At 40.4% G+C, this 19,541-nt stretch carries 19 protein-coding genes; 12 read left to right on the top strand and 7 right to left on the bottom strand.

Features of this window, described 5'->3' with window-relative positions; genetic code table 11:
• Window positions 1-19 precede the first annotated feature (19 nt).
• The 3 genes from V6W77_RS08875 to V6W77_RS08865 are packed head-to-tail and all read right to left on the bottom strand — an operon-like array spanning window position 20 to window position 3,622.
• Complete coding sequence (locus V6W77_RS08875; RefSeq protein WP_188157078.1) at window positions 20-1,276, bottom strand: NupC/NupG family nucleoside CNT transporter; 1,257 nt, start codon at window positions 1,274-1,276, stop codon at window positions 20-22.
• A gap of 11 nt (window positions 1,277-1,287) precedes the next feature.
• A complete protein-coding gene (locus tag V6W77_RS08870) occupies window positions 1,288-2,076 on the bottom strand; it encodes a 4Fe-4S cluster-binding domain-containing protein (RefSeq protein WP_334249007.1) in 789 nt (262 codons plus the stop codon).
• 1 nt (window position 2,077) lies between these two features.
• Complete coding sequence (locus V6W77_RS08865; RefSeq protein ID WP_334254425.1) at window positions 2,078-3,622, bottom strand: YjjI family glycine radical enzyme; 1,545 nt, start codon at window positions 3,620-3,622, stop codon at window positions 2,078-2,080.
• Between the two features lie 226 nt (window positions 3,623-3,848).
• On the opposite strand from V6W77_RS08865, the gene V6W77_RS08860 reads away from it, so the two are divergent.
• The 4 genes from V6W77_RS08860 (at window position 3,849) to V6W77_RS08845 (ending at window position 8,459) form a co-directional block, all read left to right on the top strand.
• The gene (locus tag V6W77_RS08860; RefSeq protein WP_025235073.1) at window positions 3,849-4,682 is read left to right on the top strand and encodes an alpha/beta hydrolase; all 834 of its coding nucleotides are present in this window, start codon (window positions 3,849-3,851) and stop codon (window positions 4,680-4,682) included.
• A gap of 31 nt (window positions 4,683-4,713) precedes the next feature.
• Window positions 4,714-5,808, top strand: a complete 1,095-nt coding sequence (locus V6W77_RS08855) for a CdaR family transcriptional regulator (RefSeq protein WP_334254424.1) — start codon at window positions 4,714-4,716, stop codon at window positions 5,806-5,808.
• A 122-nt stretch (window positions 5,809-5,930) separates the two neighbouring features.
• Window positions 5,931-7,310, top strand: a complete 1,380-nt coding sequence (locus tag V6W77_RS08850; RefSeq protein WP_334235467.1) for a GntP family permease — start codon at window positions 5,931-5,933, stop codon at window positions 7,308-7,310.
• 9 nt (window positions 7,311-7,319) lie between these two features.
• The gene (locus V6W77_RS08845) at window positions 7,320-8,459 is read left to right on the top strand and encodes a glycerate kinase (RefSeq protein ID WP_334254423.1); all 1,140 of its coding nucleotides are present in this window, start codon (window positions 7,320-7,322) and stop codon (window positions 8,457-8,459) included.
• Window positions 8,460-8,528: 69 nt separating this feature from the next.
• Here V6W77_RS08845 and V6W77_RS08840 read toward each other — a convergent pair whose 3' ends face one another.
• From V6W77_RS08840 to V6W77_RS08825, 4 genes are read right to left on the bottom strand one after another with little or no spacing between them, the layout of a single operon-like run.
• The gene (locus tag V6W77_RS08840; protein WP_025235069.1) at window positions 8,529-9,209 is read right to left on the bottom strand and encodes a 3-keto-L-gulonate-6-phosphate decarboxylase UlaD; all 681 of its coding nucleotides are present in this window, start codon (window positions 9,207-9,209) and stop codon (window positions 8,529-8,531) included.
• Between the two features lie 37 nt (window positions 9,210-9,246).
• Complete coding sequence (locus V6W77_RS08835; protein ID WP_025235068.1) at window positions 9,247-9,717, bottom strand: PTS sugar transporter subunit IIA; 471 nt, start codon at window positions 9,715-9,717, stop codon at window positions 9,247-9,249.
• A 41-nt stretch (window positions 9,718-9,758) separates the two neighbouring features.
• Complete coding sequence (gene aphA, locus V6W77_RS08830) at window positions 9,759-10,478, bottom strand: acid phosphatase AphA (RefSeq protein WP_025235067.1); 720 nt, start codon at window positions 10,476-10,478, stop codon at window positions 9,759-9,761.
• A gap of 50 nt (window positions 10,479-10,528) precedes the next feature.
• Complete coding sequence (locus V6W77_RS08825; protein ID WP_334254422.1) at window positions 10,529-12,325, bottom strand: PTS ascorbate-specific subunit IIBC; 1,797 nt, start codon at window positions 12,323-12,325, stop codon at window positions 10,529-10,531.
• A 363-nt stretch (window positions 12,326-12,688) separates the two neighbouring features.
• Between V6W77_RS08825 and ulaG the strand changes: the two genes are divergently transcribed.
• The 8 genes from ulaG (at window position 12,689) to V6W77_RS08785 (ending at window position 19,432) form a co-directional block, all read left to right on the top strand.
• Complete coding sequence (gene ulaG, locus V6W77_RS08820) at window positions 12,689-13,780, top strand: L-ascorbate 6-phosphate lactonase (RefSeq protein ID WP_334254421.1); 1,092 nt, start codon at window positions 12,689-12,691, stop codon at window positions 13,778-13,780.
• An 84-nt stretch (window positions 13,781-13,864) separates the two neighbouring features.
• A complete protein-coding gene (ulaR, locus tag V6W77_RS08815) occupies window positions 13,865-14,608 on the top strand; it encodes an HTH-type transcriptional regulator UlaR (protein ID WP_025235064.1) in 744 nt (247 codons plus the stop codon).
• Between the two features lie 89 nt (window positions 14,609-14,697).
• Window positions 14,698-15,558 carry an L-ribulose-5-phosphate 3-epimerase gene (locus V6W77_RS08810; RefSeq protein ID WP_334254420.1) on the top strand — a complete coding sequence of 287 codons (861 nt, stop codon included), beginning with the start codon at window positions 14,698-14,700 and terminating at the stop codon, window positions 15,556-15,558.
• Entirely contained in the window at window positions 15,555-16,274 is a 720-nt protein-coding gene (locus V6W77_RS08805) for an L-ribulose-5-phosphate 4-epimerase (RefSeq protein ID WP_283386572.1), read from the top strand. The genes V6W77_RS08810 and V6W77_RS08805 overlap by 4 nt, the downstream gene beginning before the upstream one ends.
• Window positions 16,275-16,412: 138 nt before the next feature.
• Window positions 16,413-17,072 (top strand): amino acid ABC transporter permease, encoded by a 660-nt coding sequence (locus V6W77_RS08800; RefSeq protein WP_283386573.1) that lies wholly within the window; start codon window positions 16,413-16,415, stop codon window positions 17,070-17,072.
• On the top strand, window positions 17,062-17,730 hold the full coding sequence (locus V6W77_RS08795; RefSeq protein WP_334254419.1) for an amino acid ABC transporter permease: 669 nt from the start codon (window positions 17,062-17,064) through the stop codon (window positions 17,728-17,730). Before V6W77_RS08800 ends, V6W77_RS08795 begins: the two co-directional genes overlap by 11 nt.
• A gap of 122 nt (window positions 17,731-17,852) precedes the next feature.
• Window positions 17,853-18,584 carry an amino acid ABC transporter ATP-binding protein gene (locus V6W77_RS08790; protein WP_283387060.1) on the top strand — a complete coding sequence of 244 codons (732 nt, stop codon included), beginning with the start codon at window positions 17,853-17,855 and terminating at the stop codon, window positions 18,582-18,584.
• Between the two features lie 20 nt (window positions 18,585-18,604).
• Window positions 18,605-19,432, top strand: a complete 828-nt coding sequence (locus V6W77_RS08785) for a cysteine ABC transporter substrate-binding protein (protein ID WP_334234151.1) — start codon at window positions 18,605-18,607, stop codon at window positions 19,430-19,432.
• Window positions 19,433-19,541: the final 109 nt, after the last annotated feature.

Below are 19,541 nucleotides of genomic sequence, written 5' to 3'. Positions count from 1 at the left end.
TCGAATTTGACCGCTTGTATTAACCTAAAGCAGCACCACTTAAGCCGATAAAGAAACCTGCAATAGTTGCACTCATTAAGTTTGCTAATGTACCGCCAATTACCGCTTTTAAGCCTAAGCGAGCGATGTCTGAACGGCGATTTGGAGCCATACTGCCGATACCACCAATTAATACCGCAATGGAGCTAATATTAGCGAAACCACATAATGCGAAGGTAATAATTGCTTTGGTTTTATCGCTTAGTTGCACAACTGAATCAGGTTGCAGATACTTGGCAAATTCCAGATAACCTACAAACTCATTTACCGCTAATTTCATACCGATCATCTGACCTGCAATATCAGCATCTTCCCAAGGCACACCAATAATAAATGCAAGTGGTTGGAAGATGTAGCCCAATAGAATTTGTAGCGTTAAATCTTCACGCCCAAATAAACCACCAATTCCGCCGATAATGCCGTTAAGTAATGCAATCACCGCAATAAAGGCAATTAACATCGCACCAACATTAATCGCTAAAGATACCCCTGAACTTGCACCGTTAGCTAAGGCTTCCACTACATTATTCGGTTTTTCGATTTCAACATTTTCATCAATGGTATCTGAAATGTGCTCATTTTGCGGATACATTAATTTCGCAAATAACAAACCTGCCGGTGCAGCCATAAATGACGCTGCAATTAAGTAAGTTAAAGGCACGCCCATTCCTGCATAACCAGCCATTACAGAACCTGCGATAGATGCTGTTCCACCCACCATCACCGCAAAGAGTTCTGAATCACTCATTCGGCTGATATAAGGTTTTACCACTAATGGCGCTTCTGTTTGCCCAACGAAAATATTCGCTGCCGCAGACATTGATTCCGCCTGTGAAGTGCCGAGTAACTTTTGTAAGCTGCCACCAATAATTTTAATCACCCATTGCATCACGCCAATGTAGTAGAGTAATGAAATCAGTGCAGAGAAGAAGATAATAATCGGTAATACCTTAATGGCGAACACAAAGCCAATGCTGCTATTGCTTGGATCAGCTAAGTTACCAAATAGAAATGAAATCCCTTCATTACCGTAATTGATCACCTTACTCACGCCATTTGCGGTAGCAAGTAACGCATCACGCCCTGCCGGTACATACAGGATAAGTGCAGCAAAAGCAATTTGAATGGCTAATGCTCCAAATACGGTTCGCAAATTAATTGCACGTCGATTATTAGACAGTAAAGCCCCTATACCTAATAGGACAAATACGCCGATAATGCTAATGAATATATCCATAGAGAACTCCGTTAATAGATAGTAATAATTTTGTTTATTCCACACTGTTTGGCAAATGCCGCCAGTTTATCTGTTTGCTCAATGCTTGGTACAAAGCAGGCTAAACCTTCTTCGTCTCTTGCTCCTTTAGTATGCACCCGAATAATTTTGAGCAATACGTTTGGATAAGGCTTAAGTAATTGAGCTACTTTTTCGAGTAAATGATAGGCATCATAAAACTCGTTGAGGTAAACCAAACGCACTTCTTCCACCTTATCAAGCGGTAATAATTTGGCTAAATTTTGCAAATTACGAGCCAAGTTTTCAGGCTTAATATGATTAACGCTTGGAATAACCTGTTCAGGCACTTTGCCGGTTTGATTTTTTCGATCAAAGCAGAGCGTTTGTAAACCTACTCCATCACCTTTAAGGTCAAACAGAAATTTATCGGTAACCTTAATTAACGGCTCTGTTGCCTCAAAATCAAAAAAGCCACTGCTATCTAAATAACAGGTTAAGCCTTTTCGGCGAAATGCTTCAAACAGCGGAACTAATTTTTTATGATGAATCGTCGGCTCGCCCCCCGAAATAGTTACCCCTCGAATAAAAGGCACAGCCTCCATCACCTGATCATATAAGTATTGCAAACTAACCTGTTTTGCCTCCTCTGTATAACGAGGAATTGTTTCCGGATTATGGCAATACAAGCAGTTCAGCTTACAGCCTTGTAGAAAAATACTTGTGCGGTTACCCTGCCCTTCCACATTAGAAAAGGGAATAATGCGATGCAACGGCACAAAAATATCAGAAAGTGCAGCCATTTTATTGTGCCGCAGTTACATTTTCTTCATCACGCAACTGACGGTCGAATACTTTGGCACAATCGTCCGTACCCGCACCATACCAAGTGGTATCACGCAATACGGCTTCGCCTTTACGGTAACGTTCCACCTCACTTTTCTTCACTAAATAACCCGTTACGCGAATTAAATCGGTATTTTTCAAGTAAGTGGTAATGTAGCGATAACCTTGTTCAAATGAGCCATCAATAATATCCACAACGGCATCTAAATGGTCGGTGTAGGTTTGGTCAAACGCAAACAAATCGCCTGTACCCGATGGGAAATATTTATGGAAAGGGGCGGATTGTTTTAAATGAGCCAACAGTGTTGGTTCTTGACCGACACGAATACGGTGAGCCGGCGTATTCAATTTATCTTCTGCGTGGTTACTTGCCCCAACTTGAGCGTGTAGTAAATAGTGATCGTTGGTACGTTCTGCATACACACCTTGATGAGCATTATTGACTTCTTGAAGTTTATCCATAATCAGGGTTGCAATTTCATCGCCACGCTTGCTCTGTCCGAAGGTTTCGCTTAAACCTTCTTGCTCTAATAAATGATTTACCGCATCAGCAAGCCCTACAATCGCAAACATACCCGTGAAGTTCGTGCGTTTAATAAATCCTTCGTGAACTAAGAAACTACTTTCAAAGAAGTTACTTTCTTCTACCAAAAATTTATGGCGTTTATCCATTGTAGAAAGGGCTAACTTCGCTACTTTTGGCAATAGTTTATTGACCATTTCATCTACCGTTGCACACGCTCGCCCAATCGTCCCCAAACGTAAACGGGTTAAGGTGTAAGCACCGCCACATTCCGGTAAGGCGTTATAACAACTCGCAATGCCGTATTCATCGCCTAAATCTTGGCGGTAGTAGGCATCATTGGCGAAAGAAGGTTTTGAAACCAACAAGCAAGCTTTCGCTGCTAATTCCGCAAATTCACGAGAGGTTTTGGTTTTATCATAACGAATCGTCATATTCGGCGTGGTGTTTTCAAGTTCAATCACAGCTTTTAAGATTAAACGCCCTGCTTTGGTATCATAAGGTCCAATATTAGCGTGGCAGAATGAGTCTGAAATGGTTTTATCGATATGATTTAAGAAACGTTTAATTTTGATGTAATCTTGTTCTTCATCGGTAATAAACGGATCTAATAATTCATCTAAACGCCCGATATAGACAGGGAAAGTGGTAATTGACGGAACGTGAGAGTAGAGAATCAATAACCCGTCCAGCACTTCATCAAGATTGGTTGGCGGTGGTAAATCTAAGAATTTACAACCTTTTTGAATATAAACATTATAATCAGGCAGAATATAACGAGGGCGGTAAATCGCATAACCTTCACACAGATCGCAAATCATCTGATTGTTAATATACGCCCACTCTTCTTCGGTATAACCGAGTAACTCAACGGGGCTAAATAACCGCTCGGCAATATTACCCAAACTCATCAACTTTTGTTGATAAGTTAAATTTTTTGCTTTTACCACATCAAGTATATCTTGTAATGAAGCCTGCATAGCATTCTCCTTTTATTGGAAATATCAGGAGGAATTTTAACTAAGCCCGGCTAAAATTACTGTGATTTAGATCACAGTTTCTCTTTTATATATCGAAAAAGAATAAGGCAAACGATTGCTTTAATTTGCAAAAAATTCACTTTTTATGACCGCTTGTTTCTCGTCATAAAATTAAGGTGTAAAATAAGGTTATGACAACATTTAATATCAGAAAGGAATAAACATAATGGCACATAAACATTTCAATCACCACTATCTGGAAATGCAGGAACATTTTTTATATGTGCCATACTTACATCACCATCGCCGTATTCGGGTATTGCTGCCGAAAGATTATCATCACGAAAAATGGGAAACTTACCCTGTGTTATATATGCACGATGGGCAAAATGTGTTTTACAGCAAAGAGTCTTACTCCGGGCATTCGTGGAAAATTATTCCAACCATTAAATCGCACCCGGAGTTACCAAAAATGATTATTGTCGGCATTGATAATGCAGGCACAGAACGTTTAAATGAATATGGTCCTTGGAAAACCACCACAGGTTCAACACCTGAAACCAAAAATGCAGGTGGTTTAGGCGGCGATTATGCCAAATGGGTGGTGGAAACAGTGAAGCCGTTTATTGATATCCACTATCGAACCAAACCACAGCGTGAGCATACATTACTTGCCGGTAGCTCAATGGGGGGCATTATCACTGCTTATATGGGAAGTGCCTACCCTCATATTTTCGGGCATTTAGGCGTATTCTCTCTTGCCTCGTGGTTTAGCGAGCCAGATTTCCTACGCTTTACGCACCAGCACCCAATCCAACCAAACACCAAAGTGTTTATTCAAGTTGGCACAAATGAAGGCGATGAAATCGATTCACACTTTATCTCCAATATGAACCAAACCTACATCGACTGCTCGCTCAATTATTACCGGTCGCTAATTCGCACCGGCGTGCCACTGGACAACATTCTCCTACGCATTATGGCGAACGAAATCCACCACGAAATGCACTGGGCTGATCATTTTGTCGAGTTTTTACATTTCTCGCTCTTAAAACGCTAAACAGGCTGTGCCGATTGCAACAGGATAAAAGATGAAACTCAACCGAGCCATTGCTGACCGTATTGTAAAACGCACGATGCAGATTATTCCCAATTCCGTCAATGTGATGGATAACGAAGGCGTCATTATTGCCTCCGGCGATACCACTCGTATCGGGCAGCGACATACCGGGGCGGTGTTGGCGTTACGCCAAGATCAAGCGGTCGAAATTGATGAAAATCTTGCAAAACAGTGGCACTATGAGGCAAAGGCAGGCATTAACTTACCACTACACTATCTCGGCTCTACCGTGGGGGTAGTAGGAATTTCAGGGCAACCGCAAGACATTCGCCAATATGCTCAGTTAGTGAAAATGGCTGCAGAGCTGATTATGCAACAAGCCTTTGAGCTGGAACAAGAACGTTGGCAACGGCGTTATCGTGAAGAATTTGTGCGAGCTTTGCTAAAAGGCACACTCAGCACGGAAGAAATTCACGAACAAGCGGTCTTTTTTGAGCAAGATTTTGCAAAACCACTGTCGGTTATCTTGATTAAAGTGAATACGCCAACCGCTGAAAAATTGCAACACTTAATAGATTTCTTCGAGCACCATTTCCCAGCATTGCTCACTGCGGTAATTAGCTTGGATAAAATCGCCTTATTGAATAATTTATCCAATGATAAATCACTTATTCGCAATGCGTTAAATAAACTGACTGATCCCGATATTTCCTTTAAAACAGTGGTTGGGTTGGCGGTTGAGAATTTATCGCAAACCAACATTTCATATCAAACCGCCCGCCATACGCTCAACTATGCCGAGCAGATCCAAAGTCGCAAGCGGATTATTTATTTTGAAGATTTCAAACTGCCGGCTTTGCTACATAGTTTTAGCCACTCTTGGGAGGCAAAAACGTTACTTGTCCCTTTCCAAGCGTTGCTGAATTCAGATAAAAAACAGGTGCTACTGAAAAGTCTTCGCCACTATTTTTTTGCAAATTGTGATCTGGATCACGCCGCACAAAAATTGTTTATCCACCCAAATACCCTACGCTATCGGTTAGAGAAGATCGAGCAGATTACCGGCTTATCTTTCAATAACATAGAGCAAAAATTTGTGCTTTATCTTGGTGCGGTTTTATCGTAAAAATTGTAGAAAAATACAAAACAAGCGGTCATTTTTAACAAATTTTTTGCAATTTCATATAAAGATTTTTACCGGCAGATCTCCAATAATGGGTTGATTATTCTACAACGAGGAGACTGATTATGTCCGGTATTGCACTTATTCTCACCTTTGTGGTGGCAATCATTATTATGATCTATATGATTGCCAAACTGAAAGTTCACCCTTTCTTGGCGTTAATGTCGATTTCATTGGCATTGGCTCTATTAGCCGGTTTACCGCTGGCGAAAATTCCGTCTATTGTCGGCGAAGGGTTTAGTAACACCTTCAAAAGTATCGGGATTGTCATCATCTTTGGGGCAATTATCGGAACGATTTTAGAAAAAACAGGAGCCGCCCTGAAACTTGCCGATATGGTAGTTAAAGTGGTTGGGCAAAAACGCCCTGAGCTTGCAATGCTGATTATGGGCTGGGTAGTCGGCATTCCTGTTTTCTGCGATAGCGGTTTTGTGGTGTTAAACCCAATCCGTGAAGCGATTCGCAAAAAAATCTTGGCAAATCCGGTTGGAATGGCAGTTGCACTGAGTGCCGGTTTATATGCTGCTCACGTTTTTATTCCTCCGACACCCGGTCCGATTGCAGCTGCGGGTGCAGTAGGATTAAGCCATAACTTATTATTGGTTATCGGAATGGGCGTTGTGGTTTCTATTCCAGTGTTGATTGCCAGCTACTTCTTTGCAAAATATATCGGTAAACAAGTCTCGGTTAGCGAAGAAGCGGAAGCGGATAAAATCATCAGCCAAAGTTATGAAGACTTACTGAAACACTATGGAAAATTACCGAGTGGCTTTTTAAGCCTTGCCCCGATTTTTGTACCGATTATCTTAATGGCGTTAGGCTCTATTGCTAAAATCGCAGGCGTAAGTGGTGATTTCGGTATATTCTTACAGTTTGTCGGCAACCCGATTATTGCTCTTGCAGTTGGTGTCGTCTTTGCGATTTTCTTACTGGCTTCGAGCGGTAAAATGGCAGAGTTTGACAGCTTAACCAACGATACCTTGAAATTAGTCGGACCAATCCTATTCATTACCGCAGCAGGTGGCGTGTTAGGTAATGTGATTACTCAAGCAGGTTTTGTGGATTACATCAAACAAAATGCTCATATTATCAGCACCGCAGGCATTTTCTTCCCATTCTTGATTTCAGCCATTTTGAAAACCGCACAAGGCAGCTCAACGGTGGCGATTATTACAACTGCTTCTATTATGGGAATGTTCAACGCCCCGGATTCACTAATGAACGCCTTAGGTTTAACCAGCGAAATGGCGGCAGCTCTAACTGTGATGGCAATTGCGGCAGGCTCAATGTGTGTTTCCCACGCCAACGACAGCTATTACTGGGTGGTTACTAACTTTACCAAACTCACGCCGCAACAGGGTTATCGCACACAAACCACGCTAACCTTCATTATGGGCGTGGTTGGTATTCTTACAGTGTATCTACTCTCATTAGTATTATTGTAAGGAAGTATGATGAAGATTGTAATTGCTCCCGATTCATTTAAAGAGAGCCTGACCGCTTTAGAGGTGGCTCAGGCAATTCAAACAGGTTTTTCCCGCATTTTCCCGAATGCTGATTATGAGCTTGTACCAATGGCAGACGGCGGTGAAGGTTCAGTGCAATCGCTGATTGATGCCACTCAAGGTAATTTGCAAAAAATCAGCGTAAAAGCACCGCTTGCAAACCAAGTTGAAGCCTTTTTCGGGCTATCGGGCGATAAAAAAACCGCCTTTATTGAAATGGCGGCGGCAAGTGGTTTACATCTTGTACCAAACAACAAGCGAAATCCGCTGATTACCACTAGCTACGGCACTGGCGAGCTGATTAAAGCCGCACTCGATTTCGGGGTGGAAAAAATCATTCTCGGCATTGGTGGCAGTGCGACTAACGATGGCGGAGTGGGAATGTTACAAGCCTTAGGGGCAACATTTCGCAATGCGGAAAAGCAAGAAATCGGCTTTGGGGGCGAAGCGTTAAATCAAATTCAACAGATTGATTTAAGCGGTTTAGATCCACGTTTATCTCAAGTCGCCTTTGAAGTCGCTTGTGATGTGGATAATCCGTTATGTGGCGAGCGTGGGGCTTCCGCCATTTTTGGACCGCAGAAAGGAGCAACACCTGAGATGGTCAAAACCTTAGATAATGCTCTCCGCCATTTTGCTGAGCAAGCTCAGAAACAGCTTGGTGTGAATATTGCCGATACCGCAGGGGCTGGAGCGGCAGGCGGAATGGGGGGCGGATTATTACTGTTACCAAATGTTACACTTCGTTCCGGAGTGAACATTATTATTGAAGCCACTCGTCTTGCCGAAAAAGTAGCAAATGCGGATTTGGTGATTACAGGCGAAGGCAGAATGGACGCTCAATCCATCGCAGGTAAGACCCCAATTGGCGTTGCCAAAACAGCTAAGCAGTTTGACAAGCCAGTGATTGCGATTGTCGGTTGTTTACGAGAAGACTACCCTGTGGTTTATCAACACGGTATTGATGCAGTGTTTCCGATTATTCGCCAGCTTAATAGCCTTGAAGAAACGCTGAAACTCGGTAAAGAAAATCTGATTTCCACCGCAGAGAATGTTGCAAGGCTATGGAAAATAGCGGCAGCTAAATAACGCTATTTTCAACACATAAAAATAGAGTTCTAGTTGATAGCTAGAACTCTATTCTTTTATAGAGACTCATTAACCCCAATATTTCTCAATTTCTGCACGAATCGCTTCAGCAGTTTGTTTGCCTTTTTCACCCACTAATGCACGACCGGCAATAAAGGCTTTGGCGTTTTTAATTTCTTTGAACAAGTGGATATCTTCCGGCACAATACCACCAGTGATAGAAACTTCAATGCCTAGATCAGACAATTGTTTCATTAACTCGATATCTTCTGCTGTCCAGCCTTTACCTGCTAATTCTGCATCACGAGAGCGATGATAAATTGCTTGCGTAACCCCTAATTCCACCCACTCTTTCGCATCTTTTTCAACTGTCCAGTTGCCGTAGATTTCAATTTGAATCTCTTTTTTCACTTTGAGTTCCGGGTGAGCTGCATTGAACTCATCAGCCACTTTTTTGCAAGCAGCTTTGGTTGCCGGGTGAGCAGCAGCAGAAACAGTAAGCCAATCTGCACCTGCTTCAAACGCCATTTTCGCTAAAATTGCACCACCGTCGGTGGTTTTTAGATCACACACAATGATGTGATTTGGGTGTAATGCACGTAAGGTAGAAATCGCTTTCATACCTTCTGCAAAGGCTAAAATTGTGCCACATTCTATAATTTCTACTAAATTTTCAGCTTGTTTTGCATCCGCAACGGCTTTTTCTAAACTGAGTGAATCTAATGCGATTTGTAGTAAGGGTTTTGACATATTAATATTCCTCTGTGGATTTTAAAATTTGTTAATACTAGCCGTTCAATGCGTTATCAATCATTGCATAAACATCATCAGCAGTTTTACAGGCTAAGACTTTTTCTAAATTGACCCCAGTTTCACTCTCTTCATCGTCTAAAACTTGGGTAATTTCCATCAAACCTTGCATATGGCGGTCTGAATCGCTCCCTGCAAGGGTAAATAACACAGAAACAGGCTCATCTTCGCCATCAAAATAAACAGGTTCTACCAAAGTTACTAACGCAAATGACGTTTTAACCACACCCTCTTCAGGGCGTGCGTGTGGCATTGCTAAACCCGGTGCAAGAATAATATAAGGTCCCATTTCTTCAATTTTACTGATAATGTTATCGTAGTAACGAGGTTCAATAGCCCCTGATTTTTCAAGTAAATTTGTACCTAGTTTAATTGCTTCTTTCCAGTTTGCTGCTTTTTGATTAAGAAGAATTGAATTGTTTTCAATAAGAGATTGTTTTAAGTTCATTTTCTTTCCTTAAAGATAATTACTATACAAATCATAACAGATTAATAACTAGAATTAATTAAAACTTCTTCACCATATCCACCTGCTTGTGGGAACGGTAAATAAGTTGAATTGGTTGCACGCAATAAACGAATACCACGAATACCCGCCTCTTTTGCTGCAAGAATGTCATCATCACTATCGCCATAATGTAACTGTACATTATGTTTTAAAATGCCTGCCGTTTTATTAAATTTAGTTTTAAGCTGATCTACGCCGTGTCCCCCCATAAAATTCACGGGCTGCATATCTTTAATGCCAAATGTTTTTGCTAACAATGGTGTTAATTGATCATCTTTACCGGCTGTACGCCCTGTGATGAAGAAAACTTTATCTCCTCGCTCTTGATGCATATTAATAAGTTCACGGGCAGCCTCTTTTGGAATAGAGTATTTATCACAACCTGCATTGATTTCATCCCAGAAATCTTGATTTTTCAGATAGCTGTAATCATTTGGTGAATATTTTTCTTTACCATAATAGAAACAACCGCTACTTGCCAATACAGTATCATCAATATCAAAACTAACATTCATTGGCGGCTTTCCTTCAAGGCTTGCTTTGATTTGCTCAACTGAAACCCAATGAATTGGTGCTTGTTGTTTTTCAATGCTACGAGTGTCAAAACCCGGTTGAGTGTATGGTTCTTTTGGTGCTGCTTGAGCAGAACATACTAAGGCGGTTGATAGTAAAGTGAATAGAAAAGTACGAGAGAATTTCATATATTATTCCTGTTAGTAAATTTCCCCTTATAAAGTAAGGGGAATTAGGATTATTTTGCCTGATGTTTGTTGATTAATTCAACTAATTCATCGCCGAATGAGTTCGGGTTTAGCATATTTTGCACGCCGAGTACCGCTTTACCCTCCGGCACATCGATTTCATTGGCTAAATGTTTGCTTGATACAATAATATCTACTTCATTTAATTTGCCTTTGTAATCAGTTACCGCACAAGAGTCCATAATATTTGGAATGCCGCGTTTGTCTAAATAGCCTTTGATCTTCATTTTCATCATCATTGATGAACCTTGACCTGAGCCACATACCGCAAGAATACGAATCGGATTTGCAGAAATTTCAGCATTTTCGACCGCTTGTTGTACAACTATTTCTGCTTTTGGCTCTGCTTTTACTTCATCTAAGCCGTAGCCGTCTAACTGTTCAAGGGTTAAACCTTTTGCTGCTGCTTCCGCTTCTTCCGCACGAAGTTGTTTAGAGGCGAAGAACATATACACAAGGGCAGCAGCCACAATCACGAAGAAGAAACCCGGTACGCTGATAATACCTTGTAAGATTGGTGGGAAGAATAATGCCCAGTCTGCCATACCCATCCAGCCGTTGAAGGTTGTGCCTTGGCTCGCTAACATTTGGATTACCCAAGCAGAACCTAGCACTTCGATGATACCCATTACAAAACAGATTTTCATCACCGCTTTCCAACCACCGAATTGGTTCGCAAACACACCGATGGTTGCATTAGAGAAGAACATTGGAATAAAGCCCGGAATGATTAACACCGGTGAACCAACGGCTAACAATCCGCCCACTGCCACGAACTGACCGATAGCACCCCACATAAAGCCGAATACCATTGCATTTGGTGAGAAAGCGTAGATTGCTGCACAGTCAATTGCAAGCACAGAGTTTGGAATTAAGCGTTCTGCGATACCTTTGAATGCTTCTGACAATTCTGCCACAAACATACGCACACCCGTTACGATGATTTGAATCGCTACCGCAAATTTCAAGCCCATTTCAAGAATGTACATAAACCAGTTGGTTTTGCCGGCAAGCTCTTTTAAGTTATCTAAGCCGAAAGAGAGCAAGATAATACCGAAGAAGACGGTCATTACTAAGGCTGTGGCTGAGATACTATCGTGAAAAATGTTTAACCAGTTCGGTAATTTCATTTTATCCACAGTATCGTTTTTATCGCCAAGTTTTGGAGCAAGTTTTACTGCAATCCAAGAAGCAATTTGTTGTTGATGCCCGATAGAGAACCCTGCACCACCTGTTACTGCTTGGGTTGGTTTATACATAATGTTGGAAGAAATACCCCAGTAAAGTGCCATTAATACAGAAGTGTAAATGATGGTTTCCCACATTGAAGCACCAATGATCATATAGAACACTGCAACCAAGCCTGCTTGTTGGAACATAATGTGCCCTGTAAGCATAATCGTGCGGATACCGGTTAAACGGCGGAACACCACCAGTAAGATATTTAAGAATAATGCACCAATTACCGCATAGCCTACCCAAGAGTAATTTTCACCCATTGTTTGAATGGTCGATTGCATACTGGTGTAAGGGTCAATAACCGCACCTGCTAATTGGTGATATTTTGCTAAACCATCAATCACCGGCTTAAAGTTTGTTACCAGGAAACCTGAACCTGCTTGCACAATCATAAAACCGACGATGGTTTTGATCGTACCTTTTAGAATAGTCGATGTGTCTTTTTTCAGTAGGATATAGCCTAAACAAGCCACAATACCTAGTAAAAATGGTGCTTTATTTAACACCTGATCCTTTAAGAAAAGGAGAATTTCAGTTAAAAAGTCCATAATTTAGCCTCTTTTTGAGAGATTTGAATTTGAGGGAAATATAGCCTATTACGGCATCAATTAAATGATAAATGCTCTTATCAGATTGCAAAAGATTATTTTTTATTATTTGTGAGCAAGATCACATTTTATTTTTATATACTCTGATTATTTAATTCCACTGTTATAAATAGCTATAAATACTATTTTATATTTAAAATATAGATAACTAACAAATAGTTAAAATATATTTCTATAAAAATAAATACCAAAATTAGACTTAGATCACATTTTTCTAAAAAAGTAGTTGGCTATTTAATTATGATTATATATGATTTGTTTTGATTAAATTATTCTTTTAAATGAACAAAACAGGAGTTCACAATGAGCAAAATTCAAGAAATTACCCGTGAAAGCTGGATTCTTTCAACTTTTCCAGAATGGGGGACTTGGTTAAACGAAGAAATTGAAGAAGAAGTTGTGCCTGAAGGCAATTTCGCAATGTGGTGGTTAGGCTGTGTAGGTGTTTGGATCAAAACCCCTGCCGGTGCAAATATTTGTATGGATTTATGGTGTGGACGTGGTAAATCAACTAAGAAAGTAAAAGATATGGTGCGTGGGCATCAAATGGCAAATATGGCAGGCGTGCGTAAATTACAACCAAACTTACGAGCTCAACCAATGGTATTAGATCCTTTTGCGATCAATGAGGTTGATTTCATTCTCGCTTCTCACTATCACTCAGATCATATTGACGTAAACGTCGCTGCTGCCATTTGTAATAACCCTAAACTCGAGCACGTTAAATTTGTTGGTCCTTGGCACTGTGCAGAATTATGGAAAAAATGGGGCGTGCCGGAAGAACGTATTATCATCGTGAAACCAGGCGATGTAGTGAAATTAAAAGACGTCGAAATTCACGCTTTAGACTCTTTCGACCGCACCTGTCTAGTAACTTTACCTGTTGAAGGTGCTGAAGAACGAGGTGGCGAGTTAGCCGGACTTTGTCCGTCTGACGAAGAAATGGGGCGTAAAGCAGTAAACTATGTGTTTAAAACCCCTGGCGGTAACATTTATCACGGTGCAGACTCTCACTACTCAATCCAGTTTGCTAAACACGGTAAACAATTTGATATTGACGTTGCTTTAAATAACTATGGCGAAAACCCTGTCGGTATTGCCGATAAAATGACTTCTGTCGATTTATTGCGTATGGCAGAATGCTTACGTTGTAAAGTAATCATTCCTGTTCATCACGATATTTGGACAAACTTTATGGCAAGTACGCAAGAAATCATTGATTTATGGCGTATGCGTAAAGACCGCCTGCAATACCAATTCCACCCATTCATTTGGGAAGTGGGCGGCAAATATGTTTACCCTCGCGATAAAGATTTAATTGAATACCACCACCCTCGTGGTTTTGATGACTGCTTCGAGCAAGAGCCAAATATTCAATTTAAATCAATGCTGTAATGGCTACTTAGAGGCGGATTTCATTCGCCTCTATCTTTAAGGTTCATTACAACTTACAATAACAATGCAAACAAGGAAGGAATAATGAACGAAAGCTACAGACACAAAGAATTATTAGCATTGCTGGGCGAACGTAAAGTTCTCTCAACTACTGATATTATGCAGTTGCTAAATATTTCGCCTGCCACCGCAAGGCGAGATATCAGTAAATTAAATGAGCAAGGCAAATTAAAAAAAGTGAGAAACGGGGCAGAAGCAATTTTTTCACCTTCAAATAAAGAGCCTAAAAAAACCAACAATGCCAAAGAAAAACAACGTATTGCTGAAGCAGCAGGGCATTTATGCAAAGAAGGAGAAAGTTTAATTTTAACTTGCGGCTCAACAATGGAAATGCTCGGCAATGTACTCTGTGGGCGAAAATTGCAAATTATTACCAATTATCTACCGCTTGCAAATCAGTTGATTGAAGGCTCTCACGATGATGTAGTGATTATGGGCGGGCAATATAATAAAAATAAAAAAGTAATGCTCTCGCTCAACACCCAAAATGAGATGACCTATGCTGCGACTACAATGTTCACCAGCGGTAAAGGACTAACCACCGAAGGTTTATTTAAAACCGATATGATCATCGCCAATGCCGAACAACAAATGGCAATGCACGCCGAACGTTATGTGGTGCTAATGGATAGCACCAAGCTCGGCAAAAAAGTCGGAATGTTATTCAAAGAATTTGATAAAATCGATTTGCTGATCACCGGCAAAGAAGCCGACCCCGCAATTATTCAAGAATTAAAGGCAAAAGGATTAGAAATTATTTTGGCATAACAAGCGGTCTGATTTCGGCAAAATTTTGCAAAAATCACACCGCTTGCTGTACTATTTCTATACAATAAAAATCAACCTTAGGGAAAACTATGAGAAAACACAAACTCGGTATTTACGAAAAAGCCTTGCCAAAAAATATTTCGTGGCAAGATAGACTTTCCATCGCTAAAGTCTGCGGTTTTGACTTTGTGGAAATGTCAATTGACGAAACAGACGAACGCCTCGCCCGCCTTGATTGGAGCAAAAAAGAGCGTGCTAAATTAGTGAAAACAATCATTAATACAGGTGTAACCATTCCATCAATGTGCTTATCAGGGCATCGCCGTTTCCCATTCGGTTCTCGTGATGAAGCAACGCGTCAAAAAGCCTATGAGATTATGGAAAAGGCTATCCAATTAGCAGTTGATCTCGGCATTCGCACCATTCAGCTTGCCGGCTATGATGTTTATTATGAAGAGCAAGACGAAGGCACAATCCAACGTTTCCAAGAAGGCTTAGAGTGGGCTGTAGAGCTTGCGGCAAGCAACCAAGTTACTATTGCAGTGGAAATTATGGATACCAAATTTATGAGTTCCATCACTCGCTGGAAGAAATGGGACGATATTATCAAATCTCCTTGGTTTACGGTGTATCCTGATTTAGGTAATCTCTCTGCGTGGAATGATAACGTAGCGGAAGAACTAAAATTGGGAATGGATAAAATTTCAGCAATCCACTTGAAAGATACCTACAAAGTAACTGAAACTTGCAAAGGACAATTCCGTGATGTGCCGTTCGGTGATGGCTGTGTAGATTTTGTTGCTTGCTTTAGAACGCTGGCTAAATTAAATTATCGTGGTGCATTTTTAATCGAAATGTGGACAGAAAAAGCAGAAGAGCCAATCGCTGAGATTATTAATGCTCGCCGTTGGATTGAACAAAAAATGACAGAAGGGGGCTTCACGCTATGACTCAATTAACCGAATTAACACCGGCATTACAAGCATTAAGAGAACGTGTTTTAAAAGCAAATTTAGAATTACCAAAACACGGTTTAGTTACTTTCACTTGGGGCAATGTAAGTGAAATTGACCGTGAAACAGGCTTGGTTGCTATAAAACCATCAGGTGTTGAATATGATGCAATGACGGTTGAAGATATTGTGCTTGTTGATTTACAAGGCAACCGTGTATATGGCGATAAAAAGCCATCTTCGGACACAGAAACTCACTTAGAACTTTATCGTGAATTTACAGATATTGGCGGCGTAGTACATACGCATTCACGCAACGCCGTGGGTTGGGCTCAAGCAGGTAAAGATCTGTTAGCACTCGGTACAACACAAGGTGATTATTTCTACGGTGCAATTCCTTGTACCCGTAAAATGACCCCTGAAGAAATTGCGGGCGGATATGAATTAGAAACGGGTCGTGTAATTGTGGAAACTTTCCGTACTCGTGGTATTGAGCCAACTGCTATTCCGGGCGTATTAGTGCATTCACACGGTCCATTCACTTGGGGTAAAAACGGACACGATGCGGTGCATAATTCAGTTGTGCTAGAAGAAGTTGCTTATATGAATTTTATCAGCCACCAAGTTCGCCCGGATATCGAGCCAATGCAGCAAGAATTGTTAGATAAGCACTATCTCCGCAAACACGGTAAAAATGCTTACTATGGTCAATAATTCAAACTAAAAAAATCAGCACAGCAATGTGCTGATTTTTTTATAACTAATCTCTATAAAAAAGTAGTTCTAATTCTTTCCCTTTTGATTTTACTTCTCACACAATAGCCCTCATTATCCCCAAAGTGTTTATGCGATATGAATTGGACTTATATTTATAATAGTATCCCCAAATTTTTAGATGCAGCTTGGCTTACCCTGCAACTCTCGTTTTGGGGAATTTCCCTTTCTCTCTTTTTCGGGTTGATTGTTGCCGTTATTACTGCTTACAAAATACGACCGCTTGATAGTATTGCAAAAGGTTATATAGAGCTCTCTCGTAATACGCCTTTGCTCATTCAACTCTTTTTCCTTTACTATGGCTTACCGAAAATAGGGATTAAGTGGGACGGCTTCACTTGTGGTGTAATCGCTTTAGTTTTTCTGGGTTCTAGCTATATGGCAGAAAGCCTACGAGCCGGTTTACAAGCTATTCCCAAAGGGCAAACAGAGGCTGCAAAATCTATCGGCTTAAAACCTCACCAAATCTTCCGATATGTTATTTTCCCACAAGCGTGGGCAGTATCTATTCCAGCCATTGGGGCAAATGTACTCTTTTTAATTAAAGAAACCTCTGTTATTAGTGCTATCGCCGTAGCAGAATTATTATTTGTTACTAAAGATATTATTGGTATGGATTACAAAACCAACGAAGCGTTATTTATGCTATTTATTGCTTATTTAATTATCTTGCTACCAATATCGCTTTTGGTCCGTCATTTTGAAAACAGAGTAAGGAAGGCAAAATATGGGGTTTGATTGGTTATGGGAAGGGCAAAATGCCGCCCGCTTGACTCAAGGGCTATGGCTAACAGCTAAAATATCCTTTATATCCGTTACGCTATCGCTGGTTTTAGGCTCGTTATTTGGCTTAATTATGCGTTCAAATAGCCTGATTGTACGTGGATTTGCTCGTTTTTACCTTGAAACAATACGCATTGTGCCAATCTTAGTTTGGCTCTTTATGCTCTATTTTGGCATATCAACGTGGTTAGATATTCACATTAGCGGTGTTTGGGTTTGTATATGGGTGTTTACTTTATGGGGAACGGCTGAAATGGGCGATTTGGTACGCGGTGCTTTAGATTCAATCGAAAAACACCAAATAGAATCCGCAAAAGCAATTGGTTTAACCCGTATGCAGATTTTCCGCCACATTGAATTACCACAGGGTACTCGCCGTCTGTTGCCAAGTGCGATCAATCTATTTACTCGAATGATTAAAACCAGCTCACTCGCCGCCCTCATTGGTGTCATTGAAGTAGTAAAAGTAGGACAACAGATTATTGAAAATTCCCTTCTTACCAACCCTAATGCGTCATTTTTTGTCTATGGGCTAATTTTCGTGCTCTATTTTTTAATTTGCTACCCGCTTTCATTATTGGCGAACAAATTAGAACATAGGTGGGAGAGTTAATAAATGCTCTACAATAAAGGAATTCTTATAATCAAAAGTTATACAAAATAGCGTCTTATAATTTCCTTTCCTAAAAATTTTTTTGCAAAATGAACTCATCAAATAACTTAACCAACGCATATATGCCTTTACTCTCTATTCAAAATTTGCATAAAAAATATGGCGAGACGGTCGCAATTAATAATCTGAGTTTAGATTTACATAAAGGCGAAGTCGTTGTATTACTTGGACCTTCCGGTTGTGGTAAGAGTACTTTGCTTCGTTGTATTAATGGATTGGAAGATAAACAAGGTGGCACAATTACGATGCAAGGTGTCGGTGAATTTGGCAAAGATTTGAGCTGGGAGCAATCTCGGCAAAAAGTGGGAATGGTATTTCAAAGCTATGAATTATTCGCACACTTAAACGTTATCGAAAATATTTTACTTGGTCCATTAAAGGCTCAAAAACGTAGTCGGGAAGAAGTTGAAGCTCAAGCAGATTTACTCTTAAAACGAGTTGGTTTGTTTGATAGAAAAACAGCTTTCCCAAGAGAACTCTCCGGCGGACAAAAACAACGTATTGCTATCGTACGAGCGTTATGTATGAACCCTGAAGTTATTTTGTTAGATGAAATTACTGCGGCTCTTGACCCTGAAATGGTAAGAGAGGTTTTAGATGTGGTATTGGAATTGGCAGATGAGGGAATGTCAATGCTCATTGTTACCCACGAGATGGGGTTTGCAGAGAAGGTAGCCGATCGTATTGTATTTATTGATAAAGGCGAAATCATCGAGCAATCTTCTCCACAAGAATTTTTTAAGGCACCGAAAACCGAGCGGGCAAAACAGTTCTTACACGGTTTAGATTATTAACTACTATTTGAGGAATTATTATGAAACGTTCAACACTCTTAAAAACCCTACTCGCAACAACACTTGCGGCTTTTACATTAACTGCTTGTGATAACAATGGCTCTACTCAAGCGAAAGATAGCGTCGCTCAAATTAAAGAAAAAGGTATAATCCGCATTGGGGTATTTAGCGATAAACCACCATTTGGTTACATTGATGCTAATGGTAAAAATCAAGGTTTTGATGTGGAAATTGCGAAAGAAATCGCTAATGATTTGCTAGGTAGCCCTGACAAAGTGGAGTTCGTACTCACAGAAGCAGCAAACCGTGTAGAATATCTAAAATCAAATAAAGTAGATTTAGTATTAGCCAACTTTACTAAAACACCTGAACGTGCGGAAGTGGTTGATTTTGCCGAGCCTTATATGAACGTAGCATTAGGTGTGGTTTCTCCAAAAAATGCCCCAATTACAGATGTTAAACAACTTGAGGGCAAAACCTTATTAGTGAATAAAGGTACAACAGCTGATGCTTATTTCAGCAAAAATCACCCTGAAATTCAGTTATTAAAATTCGACCATAACACCGAAACCTTTAATGCATTAAAAGACGGACGTGGCGTTGCTCTTGCACACGACAACGCATTAGTTTGGGCTTGGGCAAAAGAGAACGTAGACTTTGATGTTGCGATTGGCAATATCGGTCCATCTGAGCAAATTGCACCAGCGGTACAAAAGGGTAATAAAGCGTTACTTGATTTCGTGAACAAAGAAATTAGCGAACTTAAAGCGAACGGCAAACTAAAAGAAGCTTATAAGAAAACTTTAGTTCCTGTTTATGGCGAAAAAGAAGATCTTTTAGCAAAATAAGTAAGTGAACGGATTGCTTACCTTGCGGTTGACTAACCTAAACTATTTGCAAAAAATTCTACTTTTTTGACCGCTTGCAAGCTTCAAGGAAGAAAAAACCTTATTCAGT

The sequence above is a fragment of the Mannheimia indoligenes genome, from assembly GCF_036880405.1.
In the GTDB taxonomy this organism is placed as follows: Bacteria; Pseudomonadota; Gammaproteobacteria; order Enterobacterales; family Pasteurellaceae; genus Mannheimia; species Mannheimia indoligenes.
Note: the sequence above shows the minus strand (reverse complement) of the source record. Positions and strands in the feature narration are given on the sequence as shown.

Bases quoted from the DNA above. Each gene is read 5' to 3' on its own strand.
- V6W77_RS08860 (WP_025235073.1), top strand. From the start codon at position 3,849: ATGGCACATAAACATTTCAATCACCACTATCTGGAAATGCAGGAACAT.
- V6W77_RS08840 (WP_025235069.1), bottom strand. From the start codon at position 9,209: ATGTCAAAACCCTTACTACAAATCGCATTAGATTCACTCAGTTTAGAA.
- V6W77_RS08845 (WP_334254423.1), top strand. From the start codon at position 7,320: ATGAAGATTGTAATTGCTCCCGATTCATTTAAAGAGAGCCTGACCGCT.
- V6W77_RS08805 (WP_283386572.1), top strand. From the start codon at position 15,555: ATGACTCAATTAACCGAATTAACACCGGCATTACAAGCATTAAGAGAA.
- V6W77_RS08790 (WP_283387060.1), top strand. From the start codon at position 17,853: ATGCCTTTACTCTCTATTCAAAATTTGCATAAAAAATATGGCGAGACG.
- V6W77_RS08825 (WP_334254422.1), bottom strand. From the start codon at position 12,325: ATGGACTTTTTAACTGAAATTCTCCTTTTCTTAAAGGATCAGGTGTTA.
- V6W77_RS08800 (WP_283386573.1), top strand. From the start codon at position 16,413: ATGAATTGGACTTATATTTATAATAGTATCCCCAAATTTTTAGATGCA.
- V6W77_RS08795 (WP_334254419.1), top strand. From the start codon at position 17,062: ATGGGGTTTGATTGGTTATGGGAAGGGCAAAATGCCGCCCGCTTGACT.
- V6W77_RS08850 (WP_334235467.1), top strand. From the start codon at position 5,931: ATGTCCGGTATTGCACTTATTCTCACCTTTGTGGTGGCAATCATTATT.
- V6W77_RS08870 (WP_334249007.1), bottom strand. From the start codon at position 2,076: ATGGCTGCACTTTCTGATATTTTTGTGCCGTTGCATCGCATTATTCCC.
- V6W77_RS08865 (WP_334254425.1), bottom strand. From the start codon at position 3,622: ATGCAGGCTTCATTACAAGATATACTTGATGTGGTAAAAGCAAAAAAT.
- ulaR (WP_025235064.1), top strand. From the start codon at position 13,865: ATGAACGAAAGCTACAGACACAAAGAATTATTAGCATTGCTGGGCGAA.
- V6W77_RS08785 (WP_334234151.1), top strand. From the start codon at position 18,605: ATGAAACGTTCAACACTCTTAAAAACCCTACTCGCAACAACACTTGCG.
- V6W77_RS08835 (WP_025235068.1), bottom strand. From the start codon at position 9,717: ATGAACTTAAAACAATCTCTTATTGAAAACAATTCAATTCTTCTTAAT.
- V6W77_RS08855 (WP_334254424.1), top strand. From the start codon at position 4,714: ATGAAACTCAACCGAGCCATTGCTGACCGTATTGTAAAACGCACGATG.
- aphA (WP_025235067.1), bottom strand. From the start codon at position 10,478: ATGAAATTCTCTCGTACTTTTCTATTCACTTTACTATCAACCGCCTTA.
- V6W77_RS08875 (WP_188157078.1), bottom strand. From the start codon at position 1,276: ATGGATATATTCATTAGCATTATCGGCGTATTTGTCCTATTAGGTATA.
- V6W77_RS08810 (WP_334254420.1), top strand. From the start codon at position 14,698: ATGAGAAAACACAAACTCGGTATTTACGAAAAAGCCTTGCCAAAAAAT.
- ulaG (WP_334254421.1), top strand. From the start codon at position 12,689: ATGAGCAAAATTCAAGAAATTACCCGTGAAAGCTGGATTCTTTCAACT.